Source organism: Microbacterium sp. MEJ108Y (genome assembly GCF_000834175.1).
Taxonomy (GTDB): Bacteria; Actinomycetota; Actinomycetes; order Actinomycetales; family Microbacteriaceae; genus Microbacterium; species Microbacterium forte.
Genome location: NZ_JXQX01000034.1, coordinates 1 through 18,192 on the forward strand (window position 1 = coordinate 1; position 18,192 = coordinate 18,192).

Consider the following 18,192-nt stretch of genomic DNA (forward strand, 5'->3'; position numbering starts at 1 on the left):
GTAGATCTCGGTGATCGTGCCGACCGTCGACCGCGGGTTGCGGTTGGTCGACTTCTGATCGATCGACACCGCGGGGCTGAGCCCCTCGATGAAGTCGACGTCTGGCCGGTCGACCTGGCCGAGGAACTGGCGCGCGTACGCGCTCAGCGACTCGACGTAGCGACGCTGCCCTTCGGCGAAGATCGTGTCGAACGCGAGACTGGACTTTCCCGAACCGGACAGGCCGGTGAACACGACGAGGGAGTCGCGTGGGATGTCGATGTCGACGTTCTTCAGATTGTGTACGCGGGCACCGCGAACGCTGAGTTTTCCTGGGGTTGCAACCGGGACGATAGGCACTGATCAAGTCTACGAGGGGCCACAGACATTGGCTCCGTGAGGGCTCACAGGGAAGGCATCGCCTCACGGTGCTCGGCGGTTCGCCCTCACGACCAGGGTCACCGCGAGCGCCACGACGGCTCCGGCTCCCGCGACGGCGGCCCACGGCACCGTCTGCGCCGATCCCTGCGCGGCCGCTCCGCCGACGACCATCACCGCGACGGTCACCGGCTGGGCGATCGCCTGGACGACGAGCAGCCGCAGTGCGCTGGGCCGGAGCGCGGCGATCACCACTCGGGAACCCGCGGGGATCACGAGCGAGAGCGACATCAGCACGTGGATGAGCTGCACGACGAGCACCGCGATCATCGCGCGCCCGAGATCGGGCTCCGAGATCAGCATCCCGATCACGAGGCAGCCGACCGATCCCCACGCCGCGAACGTCTGCGGGAGGGCGGCGGCGACGATCGCCAGCACGACAGCGGCCACCTGCCACCCGATCAGCGGGCACAGGGCGACGGCCCCGGCGGCGACGACGGCGACGAGCGCGCCCCGAACGACGAGCCAGGAGACGGCCGGCCCGGTCTGCAGCGAGTCGTTCGCCCTCATCGGCGCGCCCTCGCGATCGCGAGCAGCGCCGATGACGGATCATCGGCCCAGGTGACCACATCGACTCCGGCGCCGTGCAGATCGGCGAACACGTTCTCCCGCTCGGCGAGCACGGTGCGAAGGCCGATGAGCTGTGCCCGGGTGAGACGCGTGCGATCGAGCGGCGGAAGCACGTCGACGGCGACGACTCGATGACCGCTCGCCCTCCACATCAGCGCCGTCTGTGCCGCCGCGCCCTCGAAGAACGTCGACAGTACGAAGATGACCGAGCCGTGCGGCACGGGAGGCGTGCGGCGGAAGGACGCATCCTCTCGTGCCTGACCGGTCGCGGCGATGGCCGCCACCACGCGCGCGAGGTGCCTCGATCCGCTGCCGCTGCGCAGCGACCGGCCCCCGTGCACGAGCACGTGCAGCGCGACGCGGTCGCCCGCGCCGATGGCCGAGTCGGCGATCGCGCGGGCGGCTTCCCGCGCGAGGTCGAGCGACGTCACGCCACTGCGTTCGAGATCGCCGCTCCCCCATGACGAGACGACCTCGCCGAGGTCTTCCGACGTGTCCATCGCGATCACGACGGAGGAGTCGCTCAGGGTGTTCGTCCGTCGAACCAGCAGATCCCCCGGCCTGCGTGCCATCCGCGCCGTGGCCCGCCAGTCCACGCGGCGGACCTCGTCCCCCGGAGCGAAGGCGTGGATGTCCCTGAAGTCACCACCCTGGCCCTGACGGCGCCCCTCGTGAGCACCGTGCGACCCGATCAGTCGTCGCGGCAACGGCAGCGCATCGATCGGTCGGCGGGGCGGTGCCACCTGGCGTCCGGCCGCGACGGGCCCCGCTGTCTTCGAGAGCGCCGCGCCCTCGAGAGAGAACCCTCTCGCCGCGGCTTGCACAGGAATCGCCGGCCCGGAATGCAGGACGGTGCTGCGGGCGGTGACGGATGATCCGCCCCCAGGCACGATCACTCGCCTGGTGCGGCGCTCCGACTGCACGATCACCATCTCGACGGCTTCCGCGTCGCTTTCGACGGCGATCGCGGTGAGCAGTTCTCCATCCTGTCCCGGCAGCGCATCGATCCTGACCTTCGCCTCGCCCCCGGCGGTGCCTCGTGCGATCGCGAACCCGCTCCAGAGGGCCAGAGGCAGGCCCATGGCCGCGACGTCCGGTCGGGCTGACAGAAGGCCGACGACGGCGAGGATCACCGCGCCGCCGATCGCCACCGACAGCACCGGCCCACGACGCCCCGCGTCGGGATCATCCGTCATCCGAGCGCCCCGACAGTCGGCGGCACCGCCACCTGACCGACGACCGATCGAACCACATCGGACGCCGACGCACCCTGAGCCCATGCCTGTGGAGTGAGGGTGAGTCGATGGGCCAGCACAGGCACAGCGATGCGCTTGATGTCGTCCGGGCGCACGTAGTCGCGACCGTCCAGCGCCGCCAGCGCTCGTCCGAGCAGCAGCAGACCGAGCGAACCTCGCGGCGAGGCCCCGACCTCGACGTTCGGCGCATTCCGCGTGGCGCGGGTGATCTCGACGCAGTAGCGGGTGATGTCCTGATCGACGTGGATGGCTTCGACCGCGTTCTGCAGGGCGACGAGCTGGTCGGCATCGATCACAGGGGCGACGTGGGTCGCCTCCTCTCGCCTGCTCACCCGGTTCTCCAGGATCCGAGCCTCGTTGTCCGCGTCCGGATAGCCCACGGACAGCCGCACCATGAATCTGTCGAGCTGCGCCTCGGGAAGCGCGTAGGTGCCCTCGTACTCGATCGGATTCGACGTCGCGATCACATGGAACGGCGCCGGCAGCGCGAAGCTGTTGCCCTCGACCGTCACCTGTCGCTCCGCCATCGCCTCGAGCATCGCCGACTGCGTCTTCGGGGTGGTTCTGTTGACCTCGTCGGCGAGCAGCAGACCGGTGAAGATCGGCCCGGGACGGAAGACGAAGTCGCCCGAGTCCGGTGCGTACACGTACGATCCGGTCACGTCGCCCGGGAGCATGTCGGGGGTGCACTGCAACCGACGGAACGACAGCCCCAGGGCCGCCGCGAGACTGCGAGCGGCGAGGGTCTTTCCCAGCCCTGGCACGTCCTCGAACAGCACGTGACCACCCGCGAGAATCGTCGCGAGCGCGATCTCGACGGGGTCGTCCATGCCCACCACGACCGTCCTCACCGCGGCGAGGATCCTGGCTCCGGTGTCGGCGATCTCTGCGGGGCTCGTCATGTCATCTCCTTGATCGACGGAACAGCGAGGGCCGCGCCTGGCCGGTGGCCGGGGCGTGCGACGCGAGCGACGGCTCGCCGGGTGAGGAAGGGTTCAGTCGATCGACGGCATCCAGGGCCCGTTCGATGTCGACGATCGTCGGGGCGGGACCCGTCAGCTGTTCCCAGAGCCCGGGTCCGATCACCGCGGTGAGTCGTGCCCTGTCCTCCCGGTTGTCCGGGTCGATTCCCTGGCGCACCAGCCTATGGCGGAGGATCGCGCTGACGCGTCGGGTGATCTGCTGTCCGGCGATACCGGTGTGCGTGTTCAGGGCCCACGCCATCCGAGAGATCTCGGTCGGCCGACGATGGCGTTCCGTGTCGATACGCGGGGCGTCGAAGCCGGGCTCGAGCGGCATCACGAGTTGTCCGAGCAGACCGACCGCGCAGATCAGCAGACTCCAGCCGATCACGAACGGCCAGGTGAAGCCGAAGCCGAGGAGGGCGAGAGCAGCGACGACCGCCGCACCGATCGCGAGAAGTGTTCTCCGTGTGCTCATCGCCACACCCCCTCGATGCGCCGCAGGGCCTGTCGCGCCGAGCCCCGATCATGTTCGTCGGCCACCCGCGTGCCGAAGCGGACGCTCTCATAGAGGCGCAGCAATGCCGCAGCGTCGTCGGCGGCGCCCGGCCGCAGAGTGATGATCCGCACCACGAACTCCCCCGGAGTCTCGCTCGCCGCACGCTTCACCCCCGCGTCCGCCGCGCTCTCTTCGAGACCGATCCACGCGGCGACGATGGCATCCGAGGCCGTGGCACGCTCATCGATCGTCGCCAGTGCGCCGGCGATCCCGCGTTGCAGCACCCCGACCGCGACGTCCGCTGTCTGGGTCGATGCGAGCTGATCGACCTCGGATGCGACGACGGCTGCGTCACGACGCCGGAGCGGGCGATCTCGCCATGCTCGAAGCAGGGCTCTGGCGGCGATCACGAGGAGCGCGACGATCCCGGCCGCGACCAGGAGCATCAGGATCACCGTGAGAGTCTGCGCGAGCACGGCGTTCGTGGGTTCGACCTCCACCGGCTCGGGGAGCCCGGTTCCACCCGGCGACGCGGTGGGCAGCGGCTCTGCGGTCCCCTCGGGAATCGGCTCGGTGGGGCGGAACGTCGGCTGACCCTGGATCGCCGACGCGATCATCGCCGCGCCGAACAGAACGACGACGACGGGAAGGACCATTCGATCGACACTCCGGCGCGCAGGACGCGTCTGGTGTTCGATCGGCATGCCCACACCCTATGACGCGGTCACTCCTGGGCTGAACGGCGCCCCGCGAATGCCGACAAACCATCGCGCAGTGTCGCGATCTGCTGCAGGTCCATTCCCACAGCGGTCATCACCTGGCGCGGAACATCGAGGGCTCGGCCACGCAGAGCCCGACCGGCGTCCGTGAGCGTGATGTCGAGACGGCGCTCGTCCTCGACGCTGCGCTGCCTCGCCACCAGACCGTCTGCCTCCAGCCGCTTCACCAGCGGCGACGCCGTCGCAGGCTCGAGCGCGAGGTCGGCCGCGAGATCGTTCAGTGGGCGCGGAGCACGTTCCCAGAGCGCCAGCATCACAAGATACTGCGGATGCGTGAGCCCGAGGGGCTCCAGAATCGGCCTGTAGATCGCCACGACGTTGCGTGCTGCGGTCACCAGAGCGAAGCAGAGCTGGTTGTCGAGCTTGAGCAGGTCATCCGATGCGGTCACGGATTCGAATATACATTGACCCTAATAGTTAGTACACTAAGCAACATGGCCAGTTCTGATGATCGCCCTTCGCTCCGCACTCGGATCCGCGAAGCCGGAGGCCTGTATGCCTGGTTCAACTCGAATCTGATCCGCTTCGCCGGCCCGGCTTCGGTCGGCCCCTACGAGAAGACTCCCCCGCCGAGCCCGTCCGAACGCGCCGAACGCGCCTGTCCGCTGTGCGGCTCCCCGATGAGCGAGCATGAGATCGACCGGTCGGGGCCCAAGACGCTCGTCCACTGCCCCTGAGGCTCGCTCTCAGCCGTCTCGCTTCGCGTCTTCACGCGCGATGTCGAGCCAGGCCGCGAGGTTATCGTCGTCGATGAGCGCGCTCGGCGATACGTCGAGCCAACCGGTGCCCATGGTCCGCGGACCCATGACCGCGGACGCGACCCCTGGCCGGGTGATCAGCGACGCGCCGTGCTCTTCGTCGACGCGTACGAGCAGCACCCCGCCGGTGCGCGCACCGACGAGGATGTGACCGTCGAGAAGGAACGCGCGCGTGCCGAACATCCGCTTCTCCTCGACGTTCCCGTCGAGGGTGAGAAGCGCTCTCACGCGATCGGCGAGCTCTTCTCCTGATGCGTCCATCCTGGTCGCTCCCGTGTCGTCAGGCGTGGCCGGCCTTCTCCATGGCACGCAGCTCCTTCTTCATGTCCTGCACCTCGTCACGCAGTCGTCCGGCGAGCTCGAACTTGAGCTCCGCGGCGGCGGCGAGCATCTGGTCGGAGAGGTCCTGGATCACGGCTTCGAGCTGCTGAGCGCCTTCGGCGGCGATCCCGGTGCGCCGGAGGTTGGGCGTCGGAGACTTGCCCTTGCCGGTCGCGCGACCGCGGCCGGACATCATCGCAGCGGTGTCGGCGCCTTCACGGGCGAGCACCTCGGTGATGTCGGCGATCCGCTTGCGCAGCGGCTGCGGGTCGATCCCGTGCTCCAGGTTGTAGGCGACCTGCTTCTCGCGACGTCGATCCGTCTCTTCGATCGCCTTGGCCATCGAGTCGGTGATCCTGTCGGCGTACATGTGCACTTCGCCCGAGACGTTGCGCGCCGCGCGGCCGATCGTCTGGATCAGCGACGTGCCCGATCGCAGGAAGCCCTCTTTGTCGGCGTCGAGGATCGCGACCAGCGACACCTCGGGCAGATCGAGTCCTTCACGCAGCAGGTTGATTCCCACCAGGACGTCGTAGACGCCCGCCCGCAACTCGCTGAGCAGTTCGACCCGTCGCAGCGTGTCGACGTCGGAGTGGAGGTAGCGCACGCGCACGCCGTGCTCGCCGAGGAAGTCTGTCAGCTCTTCCGACATCTTCTTGGTGAGCGTCGTCACGAGCACACGCTCGTCACGCCCGACACGCTGCCTGATCTCCTCGAGAAGGTCGTCGATCTGGCCCTTCGACGGCTTCACGATGATGTGCGGGTCGACCAGACCCGTCGGGCGGATGATCTGCTCCACCACGCCGTCGGCGATGCCCATTTCGTACTTGCCGGGAGTGGCCGAGAGATACACGGTCTGCCCGATCCTGTTCTTGAACTCGTCCCACCGCAGCGGCCTGTTGTCCATCGCGCTCGGCAGCCGGAAGCCATGGTCGACGAGCGTGCGCTTGCGGGATGCGTCTCCCTCGTACATCGCGCCGATCTGTGGCACCGTGACGTGCGACTCGTCGATCACGAGCATGAAGTCGTCGGGGAAGAAGTCGAGCAGCGTGTGCGGCGGCTCGCCGGGCTGACGCCCGTCCATGTGCCGGGAGTAGTTCTCGATTCCCGAGCAGAAGCCGAGCTGCTGCAGCATCTCCAGGTCGAAGGTCGTTCGCATCCGCAGCCGCTGGGCCTCGAGCAGCTTCCCCTGACGCTCGAACTCCTTGAGCCGCTCCTCGAGCTCGTGCTCGATGGTGCCGATCGAGCGCTGGATCACGTCGGTTCCCGCCACGTAGTGCGAGGCGGGGAAGATCGGCACGGAATCGAGCTTCTCGATGACCTCTCCGGTGAGCGGATGCAACGAATAGAGTGCTTCGATCTCGTCACCGAACAGCTCGATGCGGATCGCATGCTCCTCGTACACCGGGATGATCTCGATGGTGTCGCCTCGCACCCGGAAGTTGCCCCGAGAGAAGTCGACGTCGTTGCGGTTGTACTGCATCGAGATGAACTGCCTGATCAGCGCGTCGCGGTCGTACCGCTCCCCCACCTGGAGGGCGACCATGGCGCGGAGGTACTCTTCTGGCGCACCGAGGCCGTAGATGCAGGAGACGGTGGAGACGACGATCACGTCGCGGCGGCTGAGCAGCGAGTTCGTGGTCGAGTGACGCAGACGCTCGACCTCGGAGTTGATCGAGGAGTCCTTCTCGATGAAGGTGTCGGTCTGAGGCACGTACGCCTCTGGCTGGTAGTAGTCGTAGTAGGAGACGAAGTACTCGACGGCGTTGTTCGGCATCAGCTCGCGGAACTCGTTGGCCAGCTGCGCAGCGAGCGTCTTGTTGTGCGCGAGGACGAGCGTCGGACGCTGCACCTGCTCGACCAGCCAGGCGGTCGTCGCCGACTTTCCGGTACCGGTGGCGCCGAGCAGCACGATGTCGGTCTCGCCGGCGTTGATACGCGATGCGAGTTCGGCGATCGCCTTCGGCTGGTCGCCGGCAGGCGCATATTCGCTGATGACCTCGAAGGGACGAACACTGCGCGTGGGTTGCATACCTCCAGCGTATGCCGGGCCACCGACATCGGGGCCACGAGCGGCCTCCGCCTAGAGTGGGGGCGTGATCGAGTTCCTCATCGGCACCAGTCTCGCCGCGTCTGCGGGCCTCAATGCCTGGATGCCGCTGTTCCTGCTGGGCCTCGCCGATCGGCTGCTTCCCTCCGTGGTGCTGCCGGCCTCGTGGTCGTGGCTGTCGAGCGATCTCGCGCTCTGGATCCTCGGCGGGCTGCTGCTGCTGGAGGTCGTGGCCGACAAGATCCCTGCGCTCGACTCCCTGAACGACGTGATCCAGAGCATTCTGCGTCCGGCATCCGGTGGCATCGCCTTCGGCGCCGGCTCGGGCGCTCAGACGATCGCGGTCGACGACCCTGCCGCGTTCTTCACCGACAACGCCTGGGTGCCGGTGGTCTCCGGCATCGCGATCGCCCTGGTCGTGCACATCGCGAAGGCCACGGCGCGTGTCGCCGCCAACACCGTGACCGGCGGCCTTGCGGCTCCTGTCCTGAGCACGGCTGAGGACGGGGCATCGTTCATGCTCGCGATCACGGCGATCGTCATCCCCGTCGTGGCCGCCCTGCTGCTGGTGGGCCTCGTCATCGTCGTCGTCGTGGGCGCGCGCCGCCTGGCGCGCAGGCGTCGAGAGGGCGGTGCCGGTCAGTCAGCCGGCCGCGTCCACACGTAGGGCGTGGTGGTCGAGACCTTGACGAGTCCCGCACGCTCGAGGATCGGCCGCGAGAACTCGGTGCAATCCGACTGCAGGTACCGCTTGCCGAGCGCGAGGGCGGATCGCGCGCGCTCCGCCGTCAGCGCTCTGTAGATCCCTCGACCCCGCCATTCGGGCAGCGTCGCTCCGCCCCACAGACCGGCGAAGCGGGTGCCGGCCACGGGCTCCAGGCGTCCAGCGCTGATCACCGCTCCATCAGCCACAGCCGTCCAGAGCTCCACGGTGTCATCTTCCCGGATGCGCTGCAGCGTCGTCTCGACGCGCACGCGCCACTGCGGATCGCCGAAGACCCTCCCCTGCATCTCCTCCATCGCGAACACCTCGGCCTCGGTGCGCGCCCGCCGGAGCTCCACCTCAGAGGGAAGGTCGACGGGCTGGGCGAGCGCCGCCGCCTCGCCGATCATCACCGACTCCTCGTCCTCAGGCACGAACCCACGGCTCTCCAGAGCCCGGCCGAGCCCAGGCGCACGATCATGCCCTCGCGTCTTCCACTCGATCGAATCGATGCCGCTGAGGGTCGTGAAGTGCGCGAGCGCGACGTCGATGAGCTCTTCGATTCCGCCGGAGTCGTGGCCATCGAGGTCCGAGTACGACACGAACCCGCGCCCGCCGGGGAAGACGGCGAGTCGCAGCGGTCCGTGCATCGCCACACTGAGCGCGTGCGTCACCTCGGCGTCCGTGCGCAGCTCACGATCGTAGGCGGCGAGATAGGTCAGGCGCATGAGGCGATCCTCCCGGTCGACAGTGGCAGTGAGCGACGGCGATGAGGTGCCGCTTCGTGATCATACGCGGCCGGTCGACGCCTGCCGCAGGGCGCGTGCCGCCAGCGCCGCGGACACCGCGCACATCGCCACGATCACCGCCACGAACCACGCCCAGTCAGCCCTGCCGAACACGATCCCCAGCGCCCAGCCGAAGAGGCTCGACCCCGCGTAGTAGCCGAAATAGTAGAGCGACGATGCCTGCGCCCTGCTGTCAGAGGCGGCTGCGGCGGGAGCCCACCCCGAGGCGACGGCATGCGCGCCGAAGAAGCCGGCGGTGAAGAGCAGCAGCCCGACGATCACCGCGAAGAGCACCTGGCTCAACATGGCGAGGGCGCCGACGGCCATCACGGCGATCGAGGCGAGCAGCACCGGATACCGGCCGAAGCGGGATGCGAGCGCACCTGCTGTCGGCGACGAGACGGTGCCTGCGAGATAGGCCAGGAACAGCAGCGTGACCACCCACCCCGGAAGGGCGAACGGCGCGTCGATCAGGTGGAACCCGAGGTAGTTGTACACCGCGACGAAGGCGCCCATGAGAAGAAAGCCCTGCATGTAGAGCGCGAGCTGCGTCGCGGAGCGCAGCGGCATCGCCAGGCGCGCAAGCATCCGCGGCGACGCGTCGTGTCGAAATCGACCGGGCACGAACCCCTGAGCCTTCGGAGTGAGCCAGAGGAACAGGACCGCTGCCACCGCGCACACACCGGCGACGGTCCAGATGCCCGCGCGCCATCCCCATGGCTCGCCAGCCAATCCCGACAGGACACGACCGAGCAGGCCGCCCACGGTCGTCCCGGCTATGTAGCTCCCCGCTGCAGCCGCGGCATCGCGTGCGCTCACCTCCTCGCTGAGATAGGCGAGCGCCACCGCGGGCACGGCGCCCAGCGCCACGCCCTCGAGCAGCCGCAGTGCCAGCAGCATCTCCATGCCAATGCTGAAGGGCGCGAGAAACCCCAGCGCCGTCGCTGTGAGGATGCCGATCCCCATGGCGGGAACCCGCCCGATGCGGTCTGCGACCATCGACCACGGAACGACGGCCGCCGCCAGACCGAGCGTCGCAGCCGACACCGCGAGCGCCGCGGTGGCAGGCGTGATCCCCAGGTTCGAAGAGAGTTGCGGCAGCACGGCCTGCGGCGAGTACAGCTGCGCGAACGTCGCTATGCCGGCGAAGAACAGCCCGACGATGAGACGCCGATAGGCGGGAGACCCGGGTGTGTGACCGGTGAAGGTCACGACGAGCGGATCCGCTCCCACAGGGCGTCGGTCTGTCGGATCGTCTCCTCCAGTGAACCTGAGGTTTCGATGACCTCGTCGGCGATCGCGAGCCGACGCTCGTCGGACACCTGCGCGTCGATCCGTTCCTGGGCCGCCTGCTCCGCCATGCCGCGCAGCTCGACGAGCCGCCGCCTGCGCTCGTCCGCCGGCGCATGGGCCACGACGATCAGATCCCACGGGTCATCGACCCGCGCCTCGACCAGGAGCGGGACGTCGTACACGACGACGGTCTCGGGACCGGCGGAGGCGGCCTCCTCGAATCGACGCTGCGACTCGGCACGCACCGCGGGGTGGACGATCGCGTTCAGCCGCGCCAGCTGCTCGGGATCGCCGAACACCTTGGCGCCCAGGGCAGCCCGGTCGAGTGCGCCGTCCGCGTCGATGACATCGGCGCCGAAGACGTCCTCGATCCGTGCCAGCACCGCAGAGCCTGGCGCCTGCACGTCGCGCACGATCTGATCGGCGTCGACGACGACTGCTCCGAGTTCTGCGAGTCGTCGCGCGATGGTCGACTTGCCCGAGGCGATGCCGCCGGTGAGAGCGATGAGAGGCATCTCGCCAGTCTAGGCTCGACCGCGAGCTCGGGTCATCGCGCCAGCAGCTGCCGACGCGAGCTGATGACCCCGGTGTCGAATCCGGCGAGGTGGAGCCCTCCATGGAACCGGGCATGCTCGATCTTGATGCACCGATTCATCACCACCGAGAGCCCCGCCCCCTCGGCGATCGCGGCGGCATCCTCGTTCCATGAACCCAGCTGCAGCCAGAGCGTGTGCGCGCCGGCCTCGATCGCCTCCTGGGCCACCCCCGGCAGGTCGTCGTGCCGGCGGAACACGTCGACGATGTCGGGCACCACAGGCAGGTCTGCAAGTGAGGCGTAGACCGGCTGTCCGAGGATCTCCGCCTCCCGCGGGTTGACGAGGTACACGTCATACGCGGTGCTGGAGAGCAGATAGGTCGCCACGAAGTACGACGCCCGCGCAGGGTTGTTCGACGCACCGACGATGGCGACGGATCTCGCGCGCCGGAGGATGCTGAAGCGGTCCTGCTGGCCGGGTCCGGTCCAGGTGCGGTCGGGCTGCGCCGTCGAGGACCCGGGGAGCGCGCAGGATGCGATGTCCTGCGCAGTCGGAAGTGCGCAGGCCTCGGCGCCCGTGGTCTCGATTCCGCTCATCGGGTCGCTCCTGTCGCTGTCGTGAGGGCCTGATCGAGATCCCAGATGATGTCTTCGGCGTCCTCGAGACCCACCGAGATGCGGATGAGGTCAGGGCGCACGCCCGCGGCGACGAGCTGCTGTTCCGTGAGCTGACGATGGGTGGTGGATGCCGGGTGGATCACGAGCGTGCGCGCATCGCCGATGTTCGCGAGATGGGACGCGAGCTGGAGGTTCTCGATCAGGGTCTCCCCCGCGGCACGGCCGTCATCGGCCCTCACTCCGAAGGCGAACACCGACCCAGGGCCGAGCGGCAGGTACTTCGCAGCGCGCTCATGGTGCGGGTGATGAGCCAGGCCCGCCCAGGTCACGTACTCGACCCGGGGGTCCGAGTCGAGCCACTCGGCGACGACCCGCGCGTTCGCGAGGTGCGCGTCGATGCGCTGCGGCAGCGTCTCGACTCCCTGCAGGAGGTTGAACGCCGACTGCGGGCTGAGCGCCGGACCGATGTCACGAAGCTGCTCGGTGCGGAGCTTGGTGAGGAACCCGTACTCGCCGAAGTTGTCCCACCATTTGATGCCGCCGTAGGACTCGACGGGCTCTGTCATCTGCGGGAACCGTCCGTTGCCCCAGTCGAAGGTGCCCTTCTCGATCACGACGCCGCCGAGTGTGGTGCCGTGGCCACCGAGGAACTTCGTCACCGAGTGGATGACGATGTCGGCGCCGTGCTCGAGCGGCCGTGCGAGGTACGGAGTGGCGAGGGTCGCGTCGACGACGAGCGGCACACCGGCGGCATGCGCGACCTCCGCGAGGCCTTCGATGTCGGCGATCTCACCCGACGGGTTGCCGATCATCTCCACGTAGACGACCTTGGTCTCGGGGCGGATCGCGGCGGCGTAGTCGGCGGGGTCGGTGGATGCGACGAAGGTCGTCTGCACGCCGAACCGGCGCAGCGTCACGTCGAGCTGCGTCACCGTGCCTCCGTACAGCTGGGCGGAGGCCACCACGTGGTCACCGGCTCCGACGAGCGCGGCGAACGTGATGAACTCCGCGCTCATGCCGGATGCCGTCGCGACCGCGCCGATCCCGCCCTCGAGCGATGCCAGCCGTTCTTCGAGCGCAGCGACGGTGGGGTTGCCGATGCGCGAGTAGATGTTGCCGTACTTCTGCAGCGCGAAGAGGTTGCCGGCATCCGTCGCATCCTCGAAGACGAAGGAGGTCGTCTGGTAGATCGGCACGGCGCGGGCACCCGTCGCAGCATCGGGAGTGCCGCCGGCGTGGAGAGCCCTCGTGCGAAAGCCGAAGCGGTGTTCTTCCGTCATCATGTCCTCAGTTCAGCGGTCTCGAGCACGGCGGCGATGTCGTCGACGGCCCACGGGTTCTGGAGAGATGTCGTGTCCCCGAGCGGGGCGGGTGCTCGTCCGGCGCGGCGATCCTGCTCGGCTTCCCACAGCTGTGCGAGCAGCCGTCGCATGATCTTGCCGGAGCGTGTCTTGGGGAGGTCGGGGACCACGACGATGTGCTTCGGCTTGGCGACGGGGCCGATCGCCGTGGCGACCTGGCCGCGCAGCTGCGAGGTCGAGACCTCCGCGCGTCCTGATGCGGTGACGAACGCGACCACGGCCTGCCCGGTGACGGGATCGGAGACGCCTGCGGTACCGGCCTCCCCCACCGTGTCGTGGGCCACGAGCGCGGATTCGATCTCGATCGTCGAGAGCCTGTGGCCGGACACGTTCACGACGTCGTCGAGGCGGCCGAGGATCCAGATGTAGCCGTCGGCATCGCGCGTCGCCCCGTCACCGGCGACATAGTATCCGCCGTGCTCGCCGTGTCCGGCATACGCCGACCAGTACGCATCGCGGTAACGCTGCGGGTTGCCCCACACGGTCCGCGCCATTCCCGGCCACGGGCGCCGCACCACGAGCGTTCCGGATCTTCCGGGCGCGACCTCATCGCCGTTCGCGTCGACGACGGTCGCGTCGATCCCGGGCAGCGGCACGGATGCAGAGCCGGGCTTGAGCGTCGTCACTCCCGGAAGAGGCGCGATCATCGCTGCTCCGGTCTCGGACTGCCACCAGGTGTCGACCACCGGGAGCTCGTCGCGCCCGAAGTTGCGGCGGAACCAGATCCAGGCTTCGGGGTTGATCGCTTCCCCGACCGTTCCGAGCAGACGCAGCGTCGAGAGGTCGTGCCCCTGCGGCAGCTCTGCGCCGAACCACGTCATGAAGGTGCGGATGAGCGTGGGGGCGGTGTAGTAGACGGTCACGCCGTAGCGCTCGATGATCTCGAGATGGCGTTCGCGGTTCGGCGCGTCCGGCGTCCCCTCGTAGATGACCTGCGTCAGCCCGTTCGAGAGCGGGCCGTAGATCTCGTACGTGTGGGCCGTCACCCACGCGAGATCCGCCGTGCACCAGTGCACGTCGTCGGGTTTCGCGTCGAAGTGCGCCCAGTGCGCCCAACTCGCGTGAGTGAGGTACCCGCCCGAGGTGTGGACGAGCCCCTTCGGCTTCCCTGTGGTGCCTGACGTGTAGATGATGAAGAGCGGATGCTCGGCATCGAATGCGTCGGGCTCATGCCGGGAGGAGGCGGTGTCGACGACGTCGTGCCACCACACGTCGCGCCCTTCCGTCCACGGGACGTCCTGTCCGGTACGCCGGAGCACGAGGACGTGCTCGAGGTCGGGAAGATCCGCGGCAGCGGTGTCGGCCGTCGACTTGACCTCGGTGGCGGTGCCCCGGCGGAACTGGCCGTCGCTCGTCACGAGCAGCTTTGCGCCTGTGTCCGCGAGCCGGAACTGCACCGCCTCGGCGGAGAACCCGCCGAACACCAGTGAGTGCACGGCTCCGACGCGCGCGCAGGCGAGGGTGATCACGACCGTCTCGATCAGCACCGGGAGGTAGATGACGACGCGGTCGCCCGGTCGGATGCCGAGTGCGATGAGCGCGTTGGCCGCACGCGAGACCCTGTCCTGGAGGTCGGAGTACGTCACGGCGATGCGGTCGCCCGGCTCGCCCTCGAAGTGCAGCGCGACCTTGTCGCCGCGCCCGGCCTCGACGTGGCGGTCGACGCAGTTGTACGCGACGTTGAGCTGTCCGCCGACGAACCATCGTGCGGCGGGAACCGCGTCCCCCACGGGCGGATCCCATTCGTGAGCCGTGTGCCAGGGCTCGGCCCAGTCGAGCCGCTCGGCCGCCTGCTCCCAGAACAGTGTCGGGTCGGACGCCGCCCGCCCGTACGCCTCGGCAGTCACGTTCGCCGTCGCAGCGAACCCGGCACGCGCCGAGTAGGTGCGGGTCTCATGCAGACGAGCTTCCGTCACGGTCACACCCACCGTCTGAGCAGATACTTCTCGACCAGCACGAGAAGAGCGTTCGTGATCGTGCCGAGAAGCGCGAGCAGGACGATCGACAGGATGATCCTGTCGACGCGTCCGCTGTTCTGCGAGTCCGTGAGCAGGAACCCGAGCCCCATCGACGAGGCGATGAGCTCCGCGGCGACGAGGAACAGCCAGGCCTGCGCGAGAGCGAGTCGGAGACCTGCGACGACCGACGGCACGACAGCGGGCAGCTGCACGGTGCGGAACAGCGACCATCCGCGGAGGCTGAACGAGCGCCCGGCCTCGACCAGGAGTGGATCGACATGGCGGAGCGCCGACGCGACCGTGGTGTAGACGGGGAAGAAGGCGCCGATCGCGATCAGCGTCACCTTCGACTCCTCACCGATCTGCATCCAGAGGATGAGCAGCGGCACCCAGGCCAGGGACGGGACCGCACGGACTGCCGAGAGCGTCGGGCTGAGCAGCACGTCGCCTATCCTCGAGAGCCCGACGATCCCCGCGATCGCGAGTCCGATCACTGATCCGATCGCGAAGCCGAGCAGCACGCGCTGCACCGAGATCGCGATGTGCGTCCAGAGCAGCCCCCGCTCGGCCAGCTCGACACCGGCAGCGAAGACGGATTCCGGAGACGGCAGCAGGTAGGGCGCGACGACTCCGGTGGTCGTCACGACCTGCCACGCGATGAGGATGAGGACAGGCAGCAGGAACCCGCCGGCGATCCGCACCGCCGGACGGTCCCACGCATGCCGCGCGCCCACCTCGGGCCGCCGACGGACACCTCGAGCGGCGTCGAGCGCCTCACGCGCGTCGGCGGGGACCACCACCGTCTGGTCGGTCACTCGCCTCCGACCGCCTTCTCTGCGAAGGTCGCGTTCACGATCGAGTCCAGCGCCTTGTCGACCGAGTCCTCGCCGCCCTGGACATCACCGGAGTCGACGAGCACGGGAGCGATCTTCTCGAGCACCGCGACCTGGTCGTCTCCTGGGATGCCGCTCACATCGAGGTTCGAGCGCTCGGTGATGACGGTCTTCGCGACCTCGATGTCGATGCCCGCGACCTCGGCCAGCAGCGCGGCCGTCTCGTCGGGGTTCTCGAGCGCCCACTCGCGCGCCTGCTCGTACGCGTCGACGACGGCCTGGGCGAGGTCGGCGTGGTTCTCGATGAAGTCCTCGGTGGCGTTCAGGAATCCGTAGGTGTTGAAGTCGACGTTGCGATAGATGAGCTGGTCGCCGGACTCCACCTCGGCCGCGGCCATGATCGGGTCGAGTCCGGCCCAGGCGTCGACCGACCCACCGTCGAGCGCTGCACGTCCGTCGGCGTGCTGGAGGTTCTGCACCTCGACGTCGTCGACCGAGAGCCCTGCTTCCTCGAGGGACTGCAGCAGGAAGAAGTAGGGGTCCGTGCCCTTCGTCGCAGCGACCGACTTGCCCGCGAGATCCTCGACCGAGGTGATGTCGCTGTCGGGTCCGACGACGATCGCCGACCACTCCGGCTGCGAGAAGATGTCGATGACCTGAATGGGCGATCCGTTCGCACGGGCGAGGAGCGCGGCGGAACCCGCGGTCGATCCCACATCGATCGAGCCGGAGCGCAGCAGCTCATTGGCCTTGTTGGAGCCGGCGGACTGCACCCACTCGACGTCGACGTCGTCACCCAGGATCTCCTCGAGGATGCCCTGGTCGCGGATCACGAGGCTCAGGGGGTTGTAGGTGGCGAAGTCGATCGACAGGGTGTCGGAAGACCACTCGCCGGCCGCGGCGGCGTCATCCTTCGACGCGTCGGAGGCCGTGGCGTTCTCACCGGCGACGCACCCGGTGGCGACGAGCATCATCGTCCCGGCGACAGCGATCGCAGGGATGATTCGGCGGGTGATGGTGCTCATCGGGTCTCCTCGGTGGCGGTGCGGTGGTGGGTGTCAACGCCGAGCCCTTCGAGGAGCTCGGCGCGGAGGTCCGCGAGACCGCGATCTGCGCGGTCGCGGGGGCGGATGCCCGGCACGGTGATCGTGCGCACGATCGAGCGCGCATCGGTGCCGGCGTCGGCGTCGAGTGTGCGCAGCAGCAGCACGCGGTCAGCCAAGTAGAGGGCCTCTTCGACATCGTGCGTGACGAGGAGGACGGTGGTGGGTTCTGCCGCGTGGATCTTCAGCAGCAGATCGTGCATCCGCAGGCGGGTGAGGGCGTCGAGCGCGCCGAACGGCTCATCCAGCAGCAGCACTCCGGGGTTCCGAGCGAGGGCGCGTGCGAGAGAGGCACGCTGCGCCATACCGCCTGACACTTCGCGCGGGCGCTGATCAGCTGCCTGTTCGAGGCCGACCAGTTCGAGCAGCTCGCGCACGCGTTCGCGGCCGTCTCGGCGTGCCGTGCCCCGCGGAAGGCCGAGCTCGACGTTCTGCGAGATCGTCCGCCAGGGCAGAAGCCGTGGCTCCTGGAAAGCGACAGCGGTGCGCTCATCGACGTCCGCGACACCCGAGTCATCGAGCAGGATGCTGCCGCTGGAGGGCGCGTCCAGTCCGCCGATGAGGCGCAGGAGAGTCGACTTGCCGCATCCCGAGGGTCCGACGACGGCGATGATCTCACCGGCCGCCACCTCGATGTCCACTCCGCGGAGAACATCGCGGCGTCCTCGCCCGAGCGGAAAGCTCCGCCCGACCTCTCGCAACCGCACGGGCTGCGCCGTGCGGTCGTCGACAGACGCGTCGACGCGCGGGTGTGCGAGCAGGGATGTCATATCCCCATGCTGGCGGGGCCCGCGCAATGTTACGAATGCCGCCGTAATGTTCGGTCACGTAGCCGCCACAGGCGACGGCGACGCAGAACGGGCCGCCATCCCGAAGGATGACGGCCCGTTCAGAGCGTGATGCTTATGCGTTGCCGCCCGAGAGCTTCTCGCGCAGAGCGGCGAGAGCCTCGTCGTCAGCGAGCGTGCCCGCGCCTGCGACCTCGCTCGAGAAGACCTGGCCACCGAAGTCGTCGCCAGCGGCCGCCTCGGCCTCGGCTGCCTTGGCAACCTGAGCCTTGTGGGCCTCCCAGCGAGCCTGGGCTGCAGCGTACTCCTGCTCCCATGCCTCGCGCTGGGTGTCGAAGCCTTCCTTCCACGCACCGGTCTCGGGGTCGAAGCCCTCCGGGTACTTGTACTCGCCGGCCTCGTCGTACTCGGCGAGCATGCCGTAGAGCGCCGGGTCGAACTCGGTGCCGTTGACGTCGACTGCCTCGTTCGCCTGCTTCAGCGAGAGCGAGATGCGGCGACGCTCGAGGTCGATGTCGATGACCTTGACGAAGACCTCTTCGCCGACCGACACGACCTGCTCGGCCAGCTCGACGTGCTTGCTGGAGAGCTCGGAGATGT

At 68.5% G+C, this 18,192-nt stretch carries 20 protein-coding genes and 1 pseudogene; 2 read left to right on the forward strand and 19 right to left on the reverse strand.

Annotated features, from left to right (window positions below):
- The 7 genes and pseudogenes from RU09_RS14555 to RU09_RS14585 form a co-directional block, all read right to left on the reverse strand.
- A pseudogene (locus RU09_RS14555) lies at window positions 1-339 on the reverse strand (excinuclease ABC subunit UvrA); the annotation flags it as partial.
- 63 nt (window positions 340-402) lie between these two features.
- Entirely contained in the window at window positions 403-927 is a 525-nt protein-coding gene (locus RU09_RS14560) for a hypothetical protein (RefSeq protein ID WP_042541601.1), read from the reverse strand.
- On the reverse strand, window positions 924-2,183 hold the full coding sequence (locus RU09_RS14565) for a DUF58 domain-containing protein (protein WP_231567614.1): 1,260 nt from the start codon (window positions 2,181-2,183) through the stop codon (window positions 924-926). Before RU09_RS14565 ends, RU09_RS14560 begins: the two co-directional genes overlap by 4 nt.
- The gene (locus tag RU09_RS14570; protein ID WP_042541603.1) at window positions 2,180-3,145 is read right to left on the reverse strand and encodes an AAA family ATPase; all 966 of its coding nucleotides are present in this window, start codon (window positions 3,143-3,145) and stop codon (window positions 2,180-2,182) included. Before RU09_RS14570 ends, RU09_RS14565 begins: the two co-directional genes overlap by 4 nt.
- A gap of 1 nt (window position 3,146) precedes the next feature.
- Entirely contained in the window at window positions 3,147-3,683 is a 537-nt protein-coding gene (locus RU09_RS14575; protein ID WP_156145944.1) for a hypothetical protein, read from the reverse strand.
- Complete coding sequence (locus tag RU09_RS14580; RefSeq protein ID WP_042541604.1) at window positions 3,680-4,408, reverse strand: DUF4129 domain-containing protein; 729 nt, start codon at window positions 4,406-4,408, stop codon at window positions 3,680-3,682. The genes RU09_RS14575 and RU09_RS14580 overlap by 4 nt, the downstream gene beginning before the upstream one ends.
- A gap of 20 nt (window positions 4,409-4,428) precedes the next feature.
- Window positions 4,429-4,872, reverse strand: a complete 444-nt coding sequence (locus RU09_RS14585) for a MarR family winged helix-turn-helix transcriptional regulator (protein ID WP_042541605.1) — start codon at window positions 4,870-4,872, stop codon at window positions 4,429-4,431.
- Between the two features lie 45 nt (window positions 4,873-4,917).
- Here RU09_RS14585 and RU09_RS14590 point away from each other — a divergent pair, with 45 nt between their 5' ends.
- Window positions 4,918-5,160, forward strand: coding sequence for a hypothetical protein (locus RU09_RS14590; RefSeq protein WP_042541606.1), 243 nt, complete (start codon window positions 4,918-4,920; stop codon window positions 5,158-5,160).
- Between the two features lie 9 nt (window positions 5,161-5,169).
- Here the strand turns inward: RU09_RS14590 and RU09_RS14595 are convergent, their stop codons facing one another.
- Both RU09_RS14595 and uvrB read right to left on the reverse strand, forming a co-directional pair.
- Window positions 5,170-5,502, reverse strand: a complete 333-nt coding sequence (locus RU09_RS14595; protein WP_042541607.1) for a TfoX/Sxy family protein — start codon at window positions 5,500-5,502, stop codon at window positions 5,170-5,172.
- Between the two features lie 19 nt (window positions 5,503-5,521).
- On the reverse strand, window positions 5,522-7,594 hold the full coding sequence (gene uvrB, locus RU09_RS14600; protein WP_042541608.1) for an excinuclease ABC subunit UvrB: 2,073 nt from the start codon (window positions 7,592-7,594) through the stop codon (window positions 5,522-5,524).
- A gap of 64 nt (window positions 7,595-7,658) precedes the next feature.
- Here uvrB and RU09_RS14605 point away from each other — a divergent pair, with 64 nt between their 5' ends.
- Window positions 7,659-8,279: a DUF4126 domain-containing protein gene (locus RU09_RS14605; RefSeq protein WP_042541609.1), complete on the forward strand. Its 621-nt coding sequence runs from the start codon at window positions 7,659-7,661 to the stop codon at window positions 8,277-8,279.
- On the opposite strand, the gene RU09_RS14610 is transcribed toward RU09_RS14605, so the two are convergent.
- From RU09_RS14610 to RU09_RS14655, 10 genes are all read right to left on the reverse strand, one after another.
- Window positions 8,252-9,043 (reverse strand): GNAT family N-acetyltransferase, encoded by a 792-nt coding sequence (locus tag RU09_RS14610; protein WP_042541610.1) that lies wholly within the window; start codon window positions 9,041-9,043, stop codon window positions 8,252-8,254. The genes RU09_RS14605 and RU09_RS14610 overlap by 28 nt on opposite strands.
- Window positions 9,044-9,103: 60 nt before the next feature.
- Window positions 9,104-10,336 carry an MFS transporter gene (locus RU09_RS14615; RefSeq protein ID WP_042541611.1) on the reverse strand — a complete coding sequence of 411 codons (1,233 nt, stop codon included), beginning with the start codon at window positions 10,334-10,336 and terminating at the stop codon, window positions 9,104-9,106.
- The gene (gene coaE / locus RU09_RS14620; protein WP_042541612.1) at window positions 10,312-10,911 is read right to left on the reverse strand and encodes a dephospho-CoA kinase; all 600 of its coding nucleotides are present in this window, start codon (window positions 10,909-10,911) and stop codon (window positions 10,312-10,314) included. Before coaE ends, RU09_RS14615 begins: the two co-directional genes overlap by 25 nt.
- 32 nt (window positions 10,912-10,943) lie before the next feature.
- Window positions 10,944-11,528, reverse strand: coding sequence for a CoA-binding protein (locus tag RU09_RS14625; protein ID WP_082041150.1), 585 nt, complete (start codon window positions 11,526-11,528; stop codon window positions 10,944-10,946).
- Complete coding sequence (locus tag RU09_RS14630; RefSeq protein WP_042541613.1) at window positions 11,525-12,829, reverse strand: O-acetylhomoserine aminocarboxypropyltransferase/cysteine synthase family protein; 1,305 nt, start codon at window positions 12,827-12,829, stop codon at window positions 11,525-11,527. The genes RU09_RS14625 and RU09_RS14630 overlap by 4 nt, the downstream gene beginning before the upstream one ends.
- The gene (gene acs / locus RU09_RS14635; protein WP_231567616.1) at window positions 12,829-14,826 is read right to left on the reverse strand and encodes an acetate--CoA ligase; all 1,998 of its coding nucleotides are present in this window, start codon (window positions 14,824-14,826) and stop codon (window positions 12,829-12,831) included. The genes RU09_RS14630 and acs overlap by 1 nt, the downstream gene beginning before the upstream one ends.
- 2 nt (window positions 14,827-14,828) lie before the next feature.
- Entirely contained in the window at window positions 14,829-15,683 is an 855-nt protein-coding gene (locus tag RU09_RS14640; protein WP_052492997.1) for an ABC transporter permease, read from the reverse strand.
- On the reverse strand, window positions 15,680-16,726 hold the full coding sequence (locus tag RU09_RS14645) for an aliphatic sulfonate ABC transporter substrate-binding protein (protein ID WP_042541614.1): 1,047 nt from the start codon (window positions 16,724-16,726) through the stop codon (window positions 15,680-15,682). Before RU09_RS14645 ends, RU09_RS14640 begins: the two co-directional genes overlap by 4 nt.
- Entirely contained in the window at window positions 16,723-17,574 is an 852-nt protein-coding gene (locus RU09_RS14650; protein WP_042541615.1) for an ABC transporter ATP-binding protein, read from the reverse strand. Before RU09_RS14650 ends, RU09_RS14645 begins: the two co-directional genes overlap by 4 nt.
- 133 nt (window positions 17,575-17,707) lie before the next feature.
- On the reverse strand, window positions 17,708-18,192 hold a 485-nt coding region (locus RU09_RS14655; protein ID WP_042541616.1), incomplete at its 5' end, for a S1 RNA-binding domain-containing protein.

Excerpts from the sequence above, each read along its gene's own strand:
- coaE (WP_042541612.1), bottom strand. The coding sequence starts at position 10,911 with ATGCCTCTCATCGCTCTCACCGGCGGCATCGCCTCGGGCAAGTCGACC.
- uvrB (WP_042541608.1), bottom strand. The coding sequence starts at position 7,594 with ATGCAACCCACGCGCAGTGTTCGTCCCTTCGAGGTCATCAGCGAATAT.
- RU09_RS14650 (WP_042541615.1), bottom strand. The coding sequence starts at position 17,574 with ATGACATCCCTGCTCGCACACCCGCGCGTCGACGCGTCTGTCGACGAC.
- RU09_RS14645 (WP_042541614.1), bottom strand. The coding sequence starts at position 16,726 with ATGAGCACCATCACCCGCCGAATCATCCCTGCGATCGCTGTCGCCGGG.
- RU09_RS14625 (WP_082041150.1), bottom strand. The coding sequence starts at position 11,528 with ATGAGCGGAATCGAGACCACGGGCGCCGAGGCCTGCGCACTTCCGACT.
- RU09_RS14575 (WP_156145944.1), bottom strand. The coding sequence starts at position 3,683 with ATGAGCACACGGAGAACACTTCTCGCGATCGGTGCGGCGGTCGTCGCT.
- RU09_RS14565 (WP_231567614.1), bottom strand. The coding sequence starts at position 2,183 with ATGACGGATGATCCCGACGCGGGGCGTCGTGGGCCGGTGCTGTCGGTG.
- RU09_RS14595 (WP_042541607.1), bottom strand. The coding sequence starts at position 5,502 with ATGGACGCATCAGGAGAAGAGCTCGCCGATCGCGTGAGAGCGCTTCTC.
- RU09_RS14570 (WP_042541603.1), bottom strand. The coding sequence starts at position 3,145 with ATGACGAGCCCCGCAGAGATCGCCGACACCGGAGCCAGGATCCTCGCC.
- RU09_RS14580 (WP_042541604.1), bottom strand. The coding sequence starts at position 4,408 with ATGCCGATCGAACACCAGACGCGTCCTGCGCGCCGGAGTGTCGATCGA.
- RU09_RS14610 (WP_042541610.1), bottom strand. The coding sequence starts at position 9,043 with ATGCGCCTGACCTATCTCGCCGCCTACGATCGTGAGCTGCGCACGGAC.
- RU09_RS14590 (WP_042541606.1), top strand. The coding sequence starts at position 4,918 with ATGGCCAGTTCTGATGATCGCCCTTCGCTCCGCACTCGGATCCGCGAA.
- RU09_RS14560 (WP_042541601.1), bottom strand. The coding sequence starts at position 927 with ATGAGGGCGAACGACTCGCTGCAGACCGGGCCGGCCGTCTCCTGGCTC.
- RU09_RS14630 (WP_042541613.1), bottom strand. The coding sequence starts at position 12,829 with ATGACGGAAGAACACCGCTTCGGCTTTCGCACGAGGGCTCTCCACGCC.